This is a genomic window from Pseudomonas sp. D(2018) (assembly GCF_005502555.1).
GTDB classification, from domain to species: domain Bacteria; phylum Pseudomonadota; class Gammaproteobacteria; order Pseudomonadales; family Pseudomonadaceae; genus Metapseudomonas; species Metapseudomonas resinovorans.
The window spans coordinates 1-16,960 of the sequence record NZ_SCOK01000062.1; the positions used below are offsets into that span (position 1 = coordinate 1).

Sequence of the window (16,960 nt, forward strand, 5' to 3'; positions counted from 1 at the left end):
CTACAACACCCACCGGCTGCACTCCACCCTCGGCTATCGATCGCCAGCCGACTACGAGAAGGCCACTACCTGAAATCCCTTATCCCGGTGTCCACCAAAACTTGACCACTACAGATGCCATGGTCTTGTCCTCATGAAGGGGGATAGGGGGTCATGGCATTGGCTCCTGTTCAGTGGGGGATGGGCTGCGCGGGTGAACCACGCGTTTTTGGCATATGGCCTGCGCAGGCAGGCGGCGGTAGTTGTTCCAGCGCGCTGTCCTGAGCCTTGTTGTATGATTATTTATAGCTAAGAGAATTTTGTCAATTGATATGGATTCCATGAGCTATTTAAATATGCCTTAGCCCCCTGGTGCTTGGGGTGACCTTTGGCCCTACTGAGGAGGGTGAGATGATGATTGATCAGGTGTGGGTTCGCGCGGTGGCCGAGGGCCGCTGCGCTGACGTACAGCCAAGTGGCCGTTCGGGCCCAGTCATGTTGTGCATGGTTGGGAGTCGTCCGTTGGGTAACGTTGGTCACTGGCTGGTGGAGGAAGGTTGTGCATGGACACATTGACCGATTTGCACCTTTTCCAGTCCGACGCCCATCCGGAGCGTACCCTGGCGGAGCTGTACGCCTTGGCCTTTACGCAGGCCTTCCCTGATGCATTGGCGCAAAACGGTTGCTGTGCCTGGTGCCGCAGCATGGCGGTGCAGGCCACACAGCTCGAGCGCTTTCGCCCGGCATGTGAGTCGGGCGCGGTCAGCGTCACCCTGCGCGCGATGGCGCCAGGCGAGCATTGGGTGGTACCGGTGGCGGAAGGGTTCCTGACCTACCTGGCTCAGCAAACCACGGTTCGCCTGGACGAATACGGCATCGACACCACGCCGATTGTGGCGAGGGTGGCCAAATTGGCTGTGGCTGACGACGTCTGCTTGATGCGCTTTCTGCCGCCAGAGATTTTCACCGAGGCGTGGATCATGTCGATGATCGAGTCGGTGCCGGAGGTGGTGGAATATGTCGAGGTGGAGCATGAGGTGCTGATCCGGGCTGTCGAGCAGAACACAGCGTGTCTGCGGTTCATTCCCCATGACAAACAGGACGTCAGTCTCTATGTGGCGGCCGCCCATTATGACCCCGAGGCGTGGTATGACGTGCTCTCCTCGATGAAGGATACGGTCTTCGAAACCCTGGTCGAGGAGTTGCAGAACGAGATTCTGGATCTGCGGGCAATCCTTGCCCGGGAGCGGCGTGCTGGCAGCTGAGAGTGCGGAAGGCGCGTGCCTGACCGCAGGCGCGACCACGCGTACCGCACGCCACGGTCGCTGTCGCTGATTTGTTGCCGGCGTGGGCTAGTCGGGCCGGCGCGCCGGCCGGTTGCTGCCCGGGTTGAATGCCCGCTCGCGGTGGCCCCCTGGCCTTGCGGGCTCGTTCGAGTGAGGGGCGCGCTGTGGCGTGTTGCCGGCAGCGCGAATCCCCACCTATGGAGGCGGCGGCCCCGATCTGTTCACAAATCACACCCTGGCGCGGATCGGGAACCCGAGGGCGTGAGGGCCTTGAGCTGTTGTTTCAGCCGCTCCAGGACGATGGGGAGGCGGGCAGACCGAGGCGCCTCGCTGTTGCCAAGCGTGTCCAGAAGCTCGATGGTGAGCCGCTGCCACGGGTCTGACGTGGGGAAGTGTTTATCGCGTCCGCAGTCACTGCCAATCAAGGTGATCAGGGCGATCAAGTGGCGGGTCTGCATCGGCGCCGTTTGTTCCGGCAGCCAGTCATTCAATTGCTGCCAGCTCGCCCGTTCTTGGCCCTGCATCAGGCCGGTCAGTGTCAGCACCTTCAGGATGGCGAGGGTGGTGCCCAAGACCTTGCAGGTCAGCGGATGCAGCAAGGTTTGGCCGGGTGGGTAACTCGATAAGTCCGGAAAGAGGGCTTCCAGGATTCGTTCGAGGCGCAACAGTTTGATCTGCTCAAACAGCGGGTCAGCTTGGCGCTTGGGTAATGCACCCGTTTCAAGGGCTTGGGCCTTGACGAATTTCAGCAGGTTGTCGGCTATGCACGCCATAAAGCGACTATTGGCGGATGGCGGTGTCACTTTGGGCAGGTAGACGCAGGCTGGCGCGCATTCGGCTTGCAGCCTGAGCTCGTGGGCCTTGGAGGGGGCGAGTAGGGCGAGGAGATCGTCCAGTTCATGGTAAATGCCGGACATGGCAAAGTGAAAATGGCATCGTTTGCCGTTGAGTTGATAGTGCAGGCGCATAGTGGGGCTGTTGAGGGGGGTTGTTATGCTTGTGTGTCTTCATCATGGCGAGATGCGCAGCGCCGGCGTCAAGCCATTTTAAGGGGATAGTGTGGGCCAACGTATCTGGCCACAGTTCTCTGGAATAACGCTTCAGTTCGACTAGCAACATGTAAGCGCAGCGGAGCACCGGTTGCCCCATCAACGCCTTCAGTGACGAGAACTATCGGTGTCCACAATGGAATTAGAGCGGAAGATCGAACGCTGTTCGCAGTACTACCGGGAGCTGTATCAGCAGTCCCTGGTGGGAATGACGGCGTCCGAGGCGGTCGATACGTGCTTTCATGCCTTTCTCGATCAGAAGCCGTCGATCAAGGGATTAAGTTCGCGGGGGCGTGCCACAGCCTTGCTGAATGCCGGCTTCTGGCGCGAGTTCCAGGCCCTGCGCGAGTCCAAGTGGGCGGCAGTCACACTCAGTCGCGTGCTGTGGCACGACGAGCCGGCGTTCACCGAATGCGTGACAACGCTGGCCGTGGAAACGCCCGAGCTGCTGCGCTGGGCCATTCGCCATGCCAAGCTGTTTACCCGTGCGCAGTCGCCCCTGTGGCAGCAGGTGTGCGATCAGATGGGGTCAGATCCGGAGTGGGGCGTTTTCATTGGCGTGTGTAACCGCTTGCTGGCTCAGCTCCAACCCTTCGATGCCATCATTGAGACCGTGGACGCGCGACTGTCCGGGCTGAGCCTGCTGGAGTTGTTGGGCTATCTGAGCGTGCTGGCCTATGAGCACTTGCGCGAGGTGGATCAGGGGGAGCGTGCCGGGCAGCGCTGGGCCGTCTACCACCGCATCATCCAGCGAAAGCTCATCAGTTGCGCCGAGGACGGCTTCAACCTGAGCGAGGCGCGGCTGGCGGCCTCCCTGGGACAACACCTAGCCCCCCTGCTGTTTCCCGCCCCGGACAACCTTGGCGAACGCTTTCAGTGCGAGCGCTTCTGCGAAGACCTGCGGGCGCTGATTGCCGCGACTCAGGAACGGCTGGATTACGAAGGCAGCATCGACTGGTTCTGCTTCGACCCGGAGTGCCGCTATCAGCTCGTGCCCGGCGAGCCCGTGCTGTTCAACGAGACGACAGCGGGAAGTGAGCGGTGGCGTTTGACGCAGCGCAAAGCCGATGCCCTGTGGGCGTACTGGATGTATCGCGGGACTGAGGCGTTCGTCCAGCGGGGGCTGGCGGAGGAGCAGATTGGGCGCGCCGAGAACCACGCGCGTAACCAACTGGCGTATGTCAAAGCGCTGCGGAGTCTGTGTCAGTTGCAAGAGGTCTACGGTCTCGACGACCAGGTGACGGCGCCGGACGGGACGGTGGTACCGCTGTTGCAACTGTTGCTGGCGAGTGAGCTGACCTCGGCGTTCTTTGAGAGTGAGTACCTGGCGCCCTTCAGGGCGCACTACCAAGCCTCCGGTTCGGTGCTGCAAGCGCTGGGGCGTTTGGCATTTGATGGCATGAGGACGGGCGAGAATCGTCTGCCTATGACCTGGTCAGGAGAGGGCGAGAATGCCAGACGCATCGTCGGGTGGACGGTGTGCGCGCAGTACCCTACCGGGAGTGAGCGAGTGGCCAGCGGTATCGTCGACTTCTGGACGACAGAGCTCAAGACTTTGGCTAGGCAGTTGACGGCGGAGGTCGAGCCTCCAACTCCCCGATTGTATGAAATGCCGTTCTACAAGCTCGGACGCTTCAGCTTTCAATTTCCCTGGATCGTCGCGCAGCAGAACAACCTGACCGCTGCGGTCAACACCCTGCGGCGGGTGCGCGGGCGTCGGCCCGAGGTCAACGACGAGACGCGTCGCGTCGAGCTTCGCCTGGCCGAGCAACTGCGCCAACGCGGTTTTGCGGTGGTCGTTGGCTATCAGCCGGCCCGGTCGGACGAGGGCGATGCCGGTGAGGTGGATCTGATTGGTTATCGCGATGGTCGGTTCTTGGTGATCGAGCTGAAGTCCGGTTACATCCGCTCCACCCCTCATGAAATCTGGCTGCATCGCACGTCGACGTTGCGCAAGGCAGCGCTTCAGATTTGCCGCAAGCGCGCGGCGGTGGTGGCGGCGTTGGCAGTGGATGCGGGCCTGCGTGGCCAGCTGGGGTGCCCGCGCGAGGTGCCGGAGGCGCAGATCCATACCTGGATCGTGGATACCTCGATAGAGCTCGACCAACAGCGCGTGGACGGTTGTCTGGTGGTGTCGCTCGAGGCACTGCTGGTGGCATTGCGGGACGAGGCGCACCTGCTGACCCTGACGCCCGATGGGGCGGCCAAGCACTCGCTCTATCCGGACGGGTTTGAGGCGCAGTGCTTCATCGACATTGTTGAGTCCGGTCGTGTCTGGGCGGGGATCTGAGGTAGGCCGGCCTAGCCAGAGGCCGGACACATCGGCTGCCGATTGATCTGTCCCATTTGTTTACATGCGAAAGCTTTACAGGTCGTTTTATGCGGGTGAAACGGCGTAAGGTCGAGCCAGTGCCTGATTAGAGGAGGTTGCTCATGCTGCTGCTCGCTTCGCTGACCGACTACATCATCCTGACCACTCTGCTGCTGGCCATGTGGGGGCTCGCGCGGCTGGCTTATGGCGGCGGGGCGAGTTGATCGTCGTTAGCTGTACAACCAGTCTTGGAGGTCATCCAGGTTGGCTACAATGATCTGCTGCGCGCTGGCCTTGGCATGCACCTTGGTCGGGTCAATCTGATAGCGCTGCAACACGTATTGCACCAGGGCGCCTTGGGTCTCAATCACCAAGCGGCCGTTACGCATGCCGAAGTCGGTTTCGATGATCGCGCGTTGCTCCGGCTTGAGGCGGGTGTCCGGTTCGATAATGACCTGAACCGGGGTATTCCAGCCCACGTCCTCCTCCCGTCCGTTCGCTGACACATCTTCGATCAGCTCTGGCACGCCGCGAAACCGGCTGAGCACGAAGTCCCGGTACGCGCGATTCTTCTCGCAGTAAGCCCGCACATGCCAGCGCATGCCGGTGTAGACCAGCGTGTGGGGCGCAATCAGACGTGTCTCCACTTGTGGCGTAGTGAAGGATACATAGTCGCACTCCAAACGTAGACCTTCTCGGCAGGCCTTCAGCAGGGGCCTGAGCACCTCCGGTCGCACGGAGCGGTCGGGCACCCGGAGGACTTCGGTGTGGGTGTAGGCGAGCGCCAACCCCTCCACATGGGGAGCTCGGTCATGGTTCTGATTGAGCAGGTGCAGGTACGCACTCGCACTGTCGTCGATGAACAGCGGTTTGAAATGCTTGCTGGGGACGTAGCCCTTGAGGTGTTTGTCGTACTCGAGATTCTTTGGTGCGTGCGCGGAAATGTAGGTGTTGATGTCCTTCGAAGCTTGCTGGCGACTGATACCGAAGCTCTGCATCAAGTGGTTGGTGGTCAATCGTCCCTCCCACCAAGCCACGGTTTCGATCAGTCGATAGCGCAGGGCGAGATCCCAGCGCACCTGCTCAATGCTCTGCTAGCGTTTCATCGAAGCCCCACCTGTTCGAAAAGTTTACCTGTACGAGTAAACACCATGGATACGTCTCATGAAGCTACATATCCTTGGTTCGTGGATCAAGCAGTCGCCAGCCAAGGAGTAGGGCCATGTCCTTCGCAGTTCATGTTGGGATGGTCATTACAGTCAGCTCGATAGTCGCGTTAGCAGTAATCGTGGTGCTGTTGCGCATCTGGCTCGAGCTGGAGCAACTGCGTGAGCGAAACGCTGAACTGGTGGCGCAGATTGGGTGGCTGCGGCAGGTCAGGCGCGAACAGGATAAGTGCCTTGCTGAGCTGCACGCCGCCTTGAGGGCGGAGCGCAACGGCGTTGAACAACTGCGCCGGCAGGTGCAGCAGCTGCGGCTGTTGGTGGATGCGCAAGAGGCTTAGGAAGGGAGTGGTCAATGAATCGAGTGGAGCGTATCAAGGGCTGTCTGCTGGGCGGCGCGGTAGGGGATGCCCTGGGCGCACCGGTGGAGTTTTTCGATTGGCTGGCCATCCAGGCGAAGTTCGGCCCAGGTGGCGTTTCGGACTTCGTGCCCGCCTATGGCGTACTGGGTGCTGTCACCGATGACACCCAGATGATGCTGTTCACCGCCGAAGGTTTGCTGCGTGCCTTTGTGCGCGGCAGCTCGCGGGGGATCTGTCATGTGCCCAGCGTCATTCACCATGCCTTGCAGCGCTGGTACCTCACCCAAGGGGGACAACCTGCAATGGAGGTGGGCCAGGATGGCTGGCTGATCGAACAGCCGGCGCTGTGGTCGCGGCGAGCGCCTGGGATGACCTGCCTGTCCGCGTTGCGCGGCAGTCTGCAATTCGGCGATCTGGCTGCCAACGACAGCAAAGGCTGTGGTGGCGTCATGCGGGTTGCACCCTGTGCGTTCTTTGGCAATGCGTTCGAGTACGCAGCGGATTCCGCGCGGCTCACGCACGGCCACCCCACCGGCTACCTGGCGGCCGGTTTGTTTGCCGACATCCTGCAACGGCTGGATCAATCCAGGTGCAGCCTGACGCAGGCCCTGGTCGAGAGCCTGGAGGCGCATGGTCGACTACCCGGCATGGCGGAAACCCGGTCGATCCTCGGCACAGTGCTGGAGCTGTGCCGGGCGGGTACAAAGCCCACCCCCGACGGCATTGCCGCGTTAGGCGGTGGCTGGGTCGCCGAAGAGGCATTGGCCATCGGTCTCTGGTGCGCACTGATGGCCGACAGTTTTGAGCAAGGCGTGATTTGGGCGGTGAACCACAGCGGCGACAGTGACAGCACGGGGCTGATTGCCGGTCATCTGCTGGGCATCCAGCTCGGTGTAGAGGCTATCCCGACTCGCTGGCTGAACCAGCTTGAGCTGCGAGAGGTGATTGAGCAGGTCGCCGAAGACCTCGAGCAGGTGCCGCAGCAGTATTGTGGGCAGGATGGCGAGCAGGATGATGCCATCTGGGCGCGTTACCCCGGCTGGTGAGGGCCATGAAGCGAACAATTTACGTTGTGATAGCGGGGCTACTGACTTTCTGTACCCTGGGCCACCTTCAGGCGGCTGACCGCGATCTCGATAACGATGGCCGTCGTGATTACACCCGTGGCGGCACCGACCGTGATGTCGACAACGATGGTCGATGGGACTGGGACAAGGGTGGCACTGATCGCGACCTGGATAACGATGGACGTTGGGATCTAGGCGCTGGTGGTACAGATCGAGATACCGACAATGACGGTCGGTGGGATTGGGACAAAGGCGGTACCGACCGGGATCTGGACAATGACCGACGCTGGGATTCCGGGGCCGGGGGTACGGATCGGGATTTGGATAACGATGGCCGCTGGGATGAATAGATGATGAGCCTCAATCCAGCCTATCAGTCAGCGACTGTCAGCCAGCGTTCTTGCCGTGCATCGTGGAGGGCGCTGGGGTTGCCTTGGTCGCTCGGAGACATTGACACGGCAGCCCGATACTCAGCGCTGGCGCGAACCGGCCCGGGCTCGCAAAATATCGCCCCTATAGTGGTCGATGATTCAGAGCAATCCATGAGCAGTCCATATCAAGCCAATTTCACCAAGTGCTCATTAATCGTGCCCGAGAGTCGGATTGTGGCCGAGTTGCTGTTGCAGGGCGTAACCGGTCAGGACTGGGATAGACAAGTACATGAGCTGAATGTGCTGCAAAAGCGCACGGTGAAAACCGCTGTGACCTATGCCAACTTGGCGCGCTCGCGCCTGCAAACCATGAGCGTGGATCTTTGGACGTTGGTTCGTGATGGCAGTGTCCCCGTTGCCACACATGCCGTGCTCGCCGCCACCGTTAAATTTTCGCCCTTGTTTGGGGACTTCCTTCGTACGGTGGTGCGCGATCAGTTTCGACGTTTTGCCACGCACCTTGAGACGCGCCGCTGGGATGCCTACATCGAAGACTGCCAGCGTACCCAGCCGGACATGCCTTCCCTAAGTGACTCCACTCAGGTCAAGTTGAGGCAAAATGCCATGCGTATCCTGGCGGAAGCCGGTTTCATCGAAGACACCCGCAGCCTGCGCCTGCGAAGCCAGCACATTGAGCCCGTGGTTCTTCACTATTTACGCCAACACAATGAGCAGTACGTGCTCGATTGCCTACAGGTATGCCCGTGAACAACCTCGATGAACGTCTCAACAAGATCCTCGACCGGGTCACTTCCGATGCCTTTCTCGGTGGTCAGGGCCTGGGCAACGAGGTGCCGTTCTACGCCTTTGACTATCCGCCTGAGGATGAGTTGAAGGTGCGGGAGCATGTCGAGTTTTTAAAGGAGGCGATCACCAGGCGCCGTCCTGAACTCAAGGTTGCCTTCGTCAACTTGTTCGATCTGCTGCTAGAGATGCTCAAAAGCCGCAAGCTGCTGGATAAGTCCATCGACCTCCAGGCCCAGAAGGGCGACGACGCTTTGCAGAAGGCGCTCAAGGCGCCGCTGGATGCCGGAAAGGTTGCCAAGGAGCTGGTGGAACGTTTTCCACCCGCCGACTACAGCATGTTGTTCATCAGTGGCGTGGGCAGCGCGTATCCGCTGATTCGCACCCACAACCTGTTGAACAACCTGCAACCCTTCATGGGGCAGACGCCTCTCGTACTGTTCTACCCGGGCCGTTATGACGGCCAGTCGCTTCAGTTGTTTGGTCAACTGGGCGAAAAACCCTATTACCGTGCTTTCCGTTTGGTGAGCTGAAAAGGATGTCCACCTTGCTAATCAAAAACCTGTTCACCCGCTCCATTCACCGCTCGATTAACGGCGTAATCAAGGCCGATCAGGACGATGCCGAGTCCGTCTGGCAGGAGCTTGATGAGTACGTCATTACCCGCGAGCTTGACCAGCACCTGCGCAGCTTCTTCGAAAGCTATCTGGCCGCGCTGGATAATCCGCAGGATGCCGCCGGGCGCGTCGGCGTGTGGATTTCCGGCTTCTTCGGTTCGGGTAAATCCCACTTCCTGAAAATCCTTTCCTACTTGCTGGAAAACAAGCAGATCAGCAAGGAAGGAGTGACCCGCAGGGCCATCGACTTTTTTGAAAGCAAAATTGCCGACGCAATGCTCGCCGCCGACATCAAACGTGCGATTGCGGCTGAGACTGATGTGCTGCTGTTCAACATCGATAGCAAGGCCGATACCAGCGATGGGCGTGACGCCATCCTGCGGGTCTTCCTCAAGGTTTTCAACGAGAAGCTCGGCTACTGCGGCGATCATCCGCACATTGCGCACATGGAGCGTTACCTCGACGGACAGAACAAGCTTGCCGCGTTCAAGCAGGCGTTTGCGGAGGCCTCCGGCTCTACCTGGGAGGAAGAGCGCGATGCCTATCTCTTCAAGGTTGAGGCCTTGGCCAGCGCCTTGTCGCAAACCCTCAATCAGGAGATCAAGGACGCCGACGCCTGGGTCGAGCGCTTCGAGGGGGACTTCAGCCTCAGCGTGGAAAGCTTCGCCGCCTGGGTGAAGGAGTACCTCGACAAGCAAGGCGTGCAGCACCGTATCGTGTTCCTGGTGGACGAAGTCGGCCAGTTCATTGGCCAGGACACCCACCTGATGCTCAATCTGCAAACCATCACGGAAAACCTTGGGACGGTCTGTGGTGGTCGCGCCTGGGTGCTGGTCACCTCGCAGGAAGACATCGACGCGGTGCTGGGCGAGGTGCGCGCGTCGAAGGCCAACGATTTCTCGAAAATTCAGGGACGCTTCAAAACTCGCCTGTCGTTGTCCAGCGGCAACGTCGATGAAGTGATTCAGCGCCGTCTGCTCGACAAAGAGCCAGAGCCCAAGGATACCCTGCGCAAAATCTACCGCGAAAAGGCCGACATCCTGCGCAACCAGCTGAGCTTCACCAACACCGGGCGTACCTACAAGGCGTTTACCGACGAAGACAATTTCGCGGCGGTGTACCCATTTGTGCCCTATCAGTTCCAACTGGTGCAGCGCATTTTTGAAAGTATCCGTAAGGCGGGAGCGACTGGTACGCACCTGGCCCGTGGTGAACGTTCGCTGCTGGATGCTTTCCAGTCGGCGGCCAAGTCGGTGGGTGATAACAGCATCGGCGTGTTGGTACCGCTTTACCGTTTTTACCCGTCTATCGAGGGGTTCCTCGAAGGGGTAGTGAAGTCAACCATTGACAACGCGGAGAGCAATCCGAGCCTGCAAGAGTTCGATTCGCAGGTCTTGAAGACCCTGTTCCTCATTCGTTACGTCGATGAAATCAAGGGCAACGTCGACAATCTGATTACCCTGTTCATCGACGAGATTGATGCCGACCGCCAGGGCTTGCGCAAGCTGATCGAAGACAGCCTCCAGCGTCTGGAGAAAGAGACTTTGGTCAGTCGTAATGGCGATGACTTCTTCTTCCTGACCAACGAAGAGCGTGATATCAGTCGGGAAATCAAGGATGTCGATCTCACCAGCGCCGATGAGGCGCGGGAGCTAGGCCAATTGCTGTTTGATGAAGCCTTGCGTGGCCAGCGTAAATTCCGTTTCGTCGATAACGGTAAGGACTTCGGCCTAAACCGTCAGTGCGATCTGCATCCGCTGGGTAACCGTATGGATGGCGATCTATTGGTCTCGGTCATTAGCCCCTTGGTGGATGACCGGGACACCTGGAGCGAGCAACGCTGCATTCTCGAGTCCAGTCAGGGGGAGGGTAATGTGCTACTGCGCTTGGAGGACGAGCGCGACTTGGCCCGCGAGCTGCGTTTGTACCTGCAAACCGACAAGTTCATTACCCGCAAGAATGACGGCACGCTGCCGCACAACACCAAGCGCATCCTCCAGGATCGTGCCGAAGAAAACCGTCAGCGCCGTCAACGACTGAGTGCCACTGTGGATCGGTTGCTGCGAGAAGCTGAAGTCTATGTCGCGGGCAACAAGCTGGAAACCAAGGCGTCCAGTGCCCCGATGTTGGTGGAGGAGGCGCTGGACTACCTGGTGCGCAATACCTTCAACAAGCTGAGCTACATCCAGCACCTGAGCAGCGATCCGCAGAAAGAAATCCAGGCCCTGCTGAGCGCGCCGCTGACTCCGGGACTTGATCTGGAAAGCACGGGCGAAGCCAATCCGCGCGCGCTCAAGGAGGTCAGTCAGCACATCGAGCTGCTGGCTTCTCAGTCGCGTCGTATCGTCCTGCACGACCTCGCCGAATCCCATTACGGCCGCCGCCCCTACGGCTGGCCAGAATGGGAAACCGTGTTGCTTATCGTGCGCTTGATGCTTAAGGGAGAGGTCAGCCTGATCGGCAATGGCGGCCCCCTGGCGCCGAACCAGGTCTGGAATGAAATCTCTACCCAGGCTCGCTGGCGCACCACCGAGATTCAGAAGCGTCAGCAGGTGGGCTCTGGCGAGTTGCAAAAGGCTCGCCAGCAGTTCAAAGAGGTATTCCAGAAGATCGCGTCGGACGGGGAAGACAGCCTTTACAGCCTACTGCAATCCAGTCTGGCCAGTTGGGAAGGCGACCTCAAGCAATGGCTAGGCTTGGCCCAAAACGGTCAGTACCCAGGCTTGGATGACATTGACCAGGGCCTCAAGCTGATCCGAAAGCTCAAGGCGGCTCCTGACAGCTTCGATGCGATTCAGCTGTTCCTCAAGGAGCGCAATGCGCTGCTTGATCTCTCCGACAACTATGGCGACCTGCAAAACTTCTACAACAGCCAGAAAACTGCTTGGGACAAGCTGCGGGCGGCGCAGCAGGACTTCCAGCCCAACCGGCCCAAGCTGGAAAAGGACGAGAAAGCGCTGCGTGCTTTGGCGCGCATCGATGAAATCCTCCAGGCGAAAGCCCCGTTCAACTGGATTCGCGAAGGCGAGGGGCTGATTCAGGCCGTCACGCAGATCAATGATGGCTTCCTCAAGGAAGCGCATGAGCGTGCCGATGCTTGGCTGGAGAAGCAGTTGGCCAAAGTCAACGCTGAACTGGAAGATTTGCAGGCAAGCCCGGATCTCCGCAATAAGAGCTTGCTGCCCTTGCAAAACCTACGTCAGCGAATCTCCAAGCAGCGTAGCTTGGCCCATATTAGCCAGATGCAGGATGAGGCACGCGAACTTGCGGATGCGGCCATTGATCACCTCCAGTTGCTAGCTGAGCAAGCGGCTGCCAGGGCCAAGGAGGGCACCGTTAAACCTGTTCCTGAGGGAGGCGATTGTCCGGGCCCTGCTGGGAGCAAGCCTGTCATTCCGAGCAATCCTCCTGTAGCTGATGTGGTACCGGCTAGGCCAGTCAAGAAGCGTCGGGTTCTTAATGTTCAGCAGCTTGCCGGGACGGCTTACATCGAAACCCAGGCCGACATTGATGCGTTCCTGGCCAAGCTCCGACGAGAGCTAGAGCAGTCCGTTGCAGACAACCAGCGAGTGGAAATTCGTTAAAGGATTTGAGTCGTAGGAATCACGGTCAGTGACTGTAGGGCGCGCGTCTGCCTACAGTCATTACCTTCAGTGGTCGCAGCTAAGGAGCAATAGGCCATGGAATTGGATGAAGTACTGAAGCTTGCCGATTGGCCGATTATTCTGGGCGAGATGACGTCCACGTACGGCGAGCATTTTTCTCAGTACAGCTATACCAAGTATCCAGCGGCAAAGTACCAGCACTTCAAAGATACATTTTCAGCATTCGCAGTCAATGTCGAGATGGAGTCAGCCTTGCTGTGGAAGTGGGGGCATTGGGGGAAGGCTAATTACCCAACTAAGCAAGGGGCGCTGATTGCTGAAATTTCGGCGCTTTGGCCTGAGTATCTCCAATGGGTTGACCAACTTCCCGAAGCCCCAATACCAAAGACCACTTTCCTGTGGTGGGGGCGGCACCTGGGACGGCTGCGCTACATCACCACGGCCTATCTCACACACCTGATTCACCCGCAAGAAATACCGATCATTGATCAACACAATTTTCGCGCAATGAATCATTTGTTGCGCATTCCATCGCCGAAGAAAAAGCCCTCAGATTGGGACGATATCGCCCATCTGAAGAGTTTTCTAAATAAGGTAGTCAGCCGGCTACCGTATTCAGAAAGCGACATTGACAAATACTTAATGATGTATGGCCGTGCGCTCAAGCTACGCAGGTCGAAATCACCTATCAAGGAACACGCATGAATCGCTCCGCCCTGAAAAAATACGCTCCTCGAGCGCGTCTCGATTTCATAGAGGTGGTTACCCTGCGGGCCCGTCGCCTGGGGCTCGATCCGGCGCTGCCAGTCGAGGTTGTACAAACCGGCGATGTGCTACTGATCAATGGCCAGCCCTTCCCGGCGAGCATTGTCCGTCAGCGCACCGCCCTGGCGCAGCGCATTCGCCAGCAGGGCTTTACCATTGTCATGGAAGCGCTGGCCTATACGTGGTTCAACCGCTTCGTCGCTATTCGATTCATGGAGCTCAAGGGCTACTTGAGTCATGGCTATCGGGTACTCAGCCATCCACAGGGTCAGCAGCCTGAGATCCTTGAGCATGTTCAGCATCTGGACTTGCCTGGCTTGAACAAAGCCGAGGCTATTAGCTTGAAGACCGCAGGCAATCAGGACGAAGTACTTTATCGAGAGATCCTCCTCGCCCAGTGTCACGAGCTACATCGTTACATGCCGTTTCTGTTTGAGGCATTGGACGACGCCACAGAGCTGCTGCTCCCGGACAACCTGCTACGTACAGATTCGCCAATCGCCCAATTGGTAAACGAAATTGAGGAAGGCGATTGGGAGCAAGTAGAGATTATCGGATGGCTTTACCAGTTTTATATCAGCGAGAAAAAAGATGAAGTGATGGGCAAGGTGGTCAGAAGCGAGGACATTCCCGCCGCGACCCAATTGTTCACCCCTAACTGGATTGTTCAATACCTGGTGCAGAACAGCTTGGGCCGTCTCTGGCTGATGGCCAACCCAGACTCCAGCCTTAAAGAGCGAATGCCGTACTACATCGAGCCCGCTGAGCAAACGTTGGAAGTTAAGGCCCAGCTTGATGCGCTGATCAAGGTACGAATAGATGAGGACGGAGGTACGCTCAATCCTGAGTCTCTTACCGTTCTCGACCCCGCCTGTGGCTCGGGCCATATTCTAGTTGAGGCCTACAGTTTACTGCGAGCTATCTATGAAGAACGCGGCTATCGGTTGCGCGAAATACCACGGCTAATTTTAAATAATAATTTATATGGCTTGGATATTGATGATCGCGCGGCACAGCTCGCTTGCTTTGCTGTGCTGATGAAGGCTCGCGAAGATGACCGTCGACTCTTCGATGACGCAGATAATCCAGTTTCTCTCAATATTTTTTCTGTGCAAGACAGCGCTGGGTTGCCTGACGATTACATTGCTCAGACTATCTTGAACTCAGCGGTTCAAGTAGAGACTGGTGAGGATTATCATTCTGGCCAGCTTTTTGGTGGCGGTCGGGTGAAATTGAAGCACAGTACTGGGCTGGCTCCTGAAGATTTGCGTGATCTTATCCAGGTGTTCGCTCACGGGAAAACTTTAGGGTCACTTATTCAAGTTCCAGATTTGCTCAAAAACAAGTTGGGGGATTTGGTTGAGCTACTTGAAAGTGTGTGCGAGCGGGGGGATGAAATATCACGTAGCTACGCTAGGCAAGTGCTTGAGCAATTTGCTCGTCCAGCAGGTATTTTAGCTCTTCATTACGATGCGGTGATTGCTAATCCACCATACATGGGTAACAAAGGGATGGTCGATGTGCTCAAGGATCTTGCGCGCACGCGGTATCTCTCCGGTCGTTCCGACTTGTATGCAATGTTTATAGAGCGCGGTTTGTTTCTCTTGAAGGAAACGGGCTTTAACTCTATGGTTACTATGCATACTTGGATGTTTCTGTCTTCTTATGAGGAAATGCGCAAAAGGGTGCTTGAAACTTCAACGATATCGGTGATGGCTCATTTCGGTGCTAGAGCATTTTCCGAGATATCAGGTGAGGTCGTCCAAACTGTTGCATTTTCATTATTTAAAAGCCGACTTAGTGGGTATGTGCCATCATTTGATCGGCTGGTTGATTTCGAGACTGAAGAAAAAAATTCAAAGCTCATATCAGGTGATATGCGCATTGAGGGGCTTTGTCAGGATGAGTTTGAGCGAATTCCAGGGGCGCCGTTAGCATATTGGATTACGGAGGATCATATTTCTCCTTATGAAATCGGGAGGACTCTGGGGGATGTAATGAGGGCGGCGGTCGGTCTCAATACGGGTGACAATAACAGATTTTTGCGATATTGGTTTGAAGTTGACTATAACGGCATTTCATACCAATGTAAAACTCTTGAGGAAGCGTCTAGTTCAGGTAGGAAGTGGTTTCCGTACAATAAGGGAGGTAAGTTCCGGCGGTGGTATGGGAATCAGGAGCTGGTGTTGAATTGGGAAGGGGATGGTCAGGAGCTAAAAGATCTTGCTGTTGAGAGGAATGGAGGGCGTCATTGGTCAAGATATATTCAGAATCTCCCATGCATGCTTAAGCCCGGCATAACTTGGTCTGATATAACTACTGATGCATTTGCGGCAAGGTCTACTCCGCCGGGGTTTTTCTTTGACGTTAAAGGGTCATCTGGATTTGTTGAGCCTGGAAAAGAAGACTACGTGCTTGGCTTGCTTTGTAGCAAAATTACAAATTGCTATATGAAAATTCTGAATCCGAGCACGACCTTCCAGGTTGGAGATATCTCTCGCATACCATATGTTGAGACGGAAAGGAGTCCTGAAGTTTCTGAAATTGTTAAATATCTTGTTAGTGAAACTAGAGAGAATTGGGACGAGCGAGAAACCTCTTGGGGTTTTAAATGGCATCCAGTCGTCACGCGGATAGGCGATCCCGCCAAAAGCTTGAAGGAGGTATGGGGGGATTATACTAAGAAGAAAGAGTTGTCTATTCTTTCGCTGATTGATGGTGAAGAAAAGTTAAATAGAATATTGATTGATATCTATGGTTTGGGGGCGCATCTGGATGCTGGTGTTTCTCGCGATGATCTAACAATTGATGTGCTTGGCCTGGGTGATTTTGCTGGCTCTATAGTTTCCTATGCTATGGGGTGTCTAATGGGAAGATATAGCCTGGATGCTCCTGGCTTGATTTTTGCTGGCCGTGGTGGAGTAGGGTTTGATCCGGCGCAGTACAGAATGTTCCAAGCGGATGGAGATGGAATTGTCCCTGTCACGGAAGAGTCCTGGTTCGAGGATGATGCTGCCCAGCGTCTACGTGGATTTATCCAGGTTATGTGGGGGGCTGATACGCTCGTTGAGAACATGGAGTGGCTGGCAGACGGCCTTGGCCGCAAGGCTGGTGAGTCGGCTGACGATGCAATCCGTCGCTACTTGTCTACTAGCTTCTATAAAGATCATCTGCAAACTTACAAGAAACGCCCCATCTATTGGCTATTCTCTAGCGGTAAGGAAAAGGCCTTCGAGTGCATGGTATATCTGCATCGGTACAATGCGGGCACGCTTTCGCGCATGCGCATGGAATATGTCGTCCCCTTGCAAAGTCGTATGCAGGCCCGCATCGATAAACTGACTGATGACATTAGCAGCGCCACCAGTAGTACCCAGCAAAGGGCCCTGCAAAAGCGGAAGGATAAGCTCACCAAGCAACTCGAAGAACTCCGCCGTTTCGACGAAACTCTCCGAACCTATGCCGACCAACGCATCACTTTGGATCTGGATGATGGAGTAAAGATAAACTATGGAAAGTTCGGAAATCTGCTGGCTGAGGTAAAGGTGATTACGGGCGGCAAGGAAGACTGAGCAAGGAGC

Annotated in this window: 12 protein-coding genes; 10 read left to right on the plus strand and 2 right to left on the minus strand. The window is 56.9% G+C overall.

Annotated features, from left to right (window positions below):
• The first annotated feature begins 542 nt into the window (after positions 1–542).
• A complete protein-coding gene (locus FFS60_RS25205; protein ID WP_137823520.1) occupies positions 543–1,244 on the plus strand; it encodes a hypothetical protein in 702 nt (233 codons plus the stop codon).
• 242 nt (positions 1,245–1,486) lie between these two features.
• Here FFS60_RS25205 and FFS60_RS25210 read toward each other — a convergent pair whose 3' ends face one another.
• Positions 1,487–2,233: a hypothetical protein gene (locus FFS60_RS25210; RefSeq protein WP_137823521.1), complete on the minus strand. Its 747-nt coding sequence runs from the start codon at positions 2,231–2,233 to the stop codon at positions 1,487–1,489.
• 217 nt (positions 2,234–2,450) lie between these two features.
• Between FFS60_RS25210 and FFS60_RS25215 the strand changes: the two genes are divergently transcribed.
• A complete protein-coding gene (locus FFS60_RS25215; RefSeq protein WP_256658148.1) occupies positions 2,451–4,604 on the plus strand; it encodes an NERD domain-containing protein in 2,154 nt (717 codons plus the stop codon).
• 251 nt (positions 4,605–4,855) lie between these two features.
• Here the strand turns inward: FFS60_RS25215 and FFS60_RS25220 are convergent, their stop codons facing one another.
• The gene (locus FFS60_RS25220) at positions 4,856–5,704 is read right to left on the minus strand and encodes a helix-turn-helix transcriptional regulator (protein WP_371926519.1); all 849 of its coding nucleotides are present in this window, start codon (positions 5,702–5,704) and stop codon (positions 4,856–4,858) included.
• A gap of 143 nt (positions 5,705–5,847) precedes the next feature.
• On the opposite strand from FFS60_RS25220, the gene FFS60_RS25225 reads away from it, so the two are divergent.
• From FFS60_RS25225 to pglX, 8 genes are all read left to right on the plus strand, one after another.
• Positions 5,848–6,129, plus strand: a complete 282-nt coding sequence (locus tag FFS60_RS25225) for a hypothetical protein (protein WP_137823522.1) — start codon at positions 5,848–5,850, stop codon at positions 6,127–6,129.
• Between the two features lie 14 nt (positions 6,130–6,143).
• Positions 6,144–7,196, plus strand: a complete 1,053-nt coding sequence (locus FFS60_RS25230) for an ADP-ribosylglycohydrolase family protein (RefSeq protein ID WP_137823523.1) — start codon at positions 6,144–6,146, stop codon at positions 7,194–7,196.
• Between the two features lie 5 nt (positions 7,197–7,201).
• A complete protein-coding gene (locus tag FFS60_RS25235) occupies positions 7,202–7,567 on the plus strand; it encodes a hypothetical protein (protein ID WP_256658146.1) in 366 nt (121 codons plus the stop codon).
• Between the two features lie 192 nt (positions 7,568–7,759).
• Positions 7,760–8,356: a DUF1819 family protein gene (locus tag FFS60_RS25240; protein ID WP_137823525.1), complete on the plus strand. Its 597-nt coding sequence runs from the start codon at positions 7,760–7,762 to the stop codon at positions 8,354–8,356.
• Positions 8,347–8,925 carry a DUF1788 domain-containing protein gene (locus tag FFS60_RS25245; RefSeq protein ID WP_171016574.1) on the plus strand — a complete coding sequence of 193 codons (579 nt, stop codon included), beginning with the start codon at positions 8,347–8,349 and terminating at the stop codon, positions 8,923–8,925. The genes FFS60_RS25240 and FFS60_RS25245 overlap by 10 nt, the downstream gene beginning before the upstream one ends.
• 14 nt (positions 8,926–8,939) lie before the next feature.
• Positions 8,940–12,593, plus strand: coding sequence for a BREX system P-loop protein BrxC (gene brxC / locus FFS60_RS25250; RefSeq protein WP_137823527.1), 3,654 nt, complete (start codon positions 8,940–8,942; stop codon positions 12,591–12,593).
• 96 nt (positions 12,594–12,689) lie between these two features.
• On the plus strand, positions 12,690–13,319 hold the full coding sequence (locus FFS60_RS25255) for a hypothetical protein (protein ID WP_137823528.1): 630 nt from the start codon (positions 12,690–12,692) through the stop codon (positions 13,317–13,319).
• On the plus strand, positions 13,316–16,951 hold the full coding sequence (gene pglX / locus FFS60_RS25260) for a BREX-1 system adenine-specific DNA-methyltransferase PglX (protein ID WP_137823529.1): 3,636 nt from the start codon (positions 13,316–13,318) through the stop codon (positions 16,949–16,951). The genes FFS60_RS25255 and pglX overlap by 4 nt, the downstream gene beginning before the upstream one ends.
• Positions 16,952–16,960: the final 9 nt, after the last annotated feature.

Coding starts and splice junctions, on each gene's coding strand:
- FFS60_RS25205 (WP_137823520.1), top strand. CDS start 543: ATGGACACATTGACCGATTTGCACCTTTTCCAGTCCGACGCCCATCCG.
- FFS60_RS25210 (WP_137823521.1), bottom strand. CDS start 2,233: ATGCGCCTGCACTATCAACTCAACGGCAAACGATGCCATTTTCACTTT.
- FFS60_RS25215 (WP_256658148.1), top strand. CDS start 2,451: ATGGAATTAGAGCGGAAGATCGAACGCTGTTCGCAGTACTACCGGGAG.
- FFS60_RS25225 (WP_137823522.1), top strand. CDS start 5,848: ATGTCCTTCGCAGTTCATGTTGGGATGGTCATTACAGTCAGCTCGATA.
- FFS60_RS25230 (WP_137823523.1), top strand. CDS start 6,144: ATGAATCGAGTGGAGCGTATCAAGGGCTGTCTGCTGGGCGGCGCGGTA.
- FFS60_RS25235 (WP_256658146.1), top strand. CDS start 7,202: ATGAAGCGAACAATTTACGTTGTGATAGCGGGGCTACTGACTTTCTGT.
- FFS60_RS25240 (WP_137823525.1), top strand. CDS start 7,760: ATGAGCAGTCCATATCAAGCCAATTTCACCAAGTGCTCATTAATCGTG.
- FFS60_RS25245 (WP_171016574.1), top strand. CDS start 8,347: ATGCCCGTGAACAACCTCGATGAACGTCTCAACAAGATCCTCGACCGG.
- FFS60_RS25255 (WP_137823528.1), top strand. CDS start 12,690: ATGGAATTGGATGAAGTACTGAAGCTTGCCGATTGGCCGATTATTCTG.
- pglX (WP_137823529.1), top strand. CDS start 13,316: ATGAATCGCTCCGCCCTGAAAAAATACGCTCCTCGAGCGCGTCTCGAT.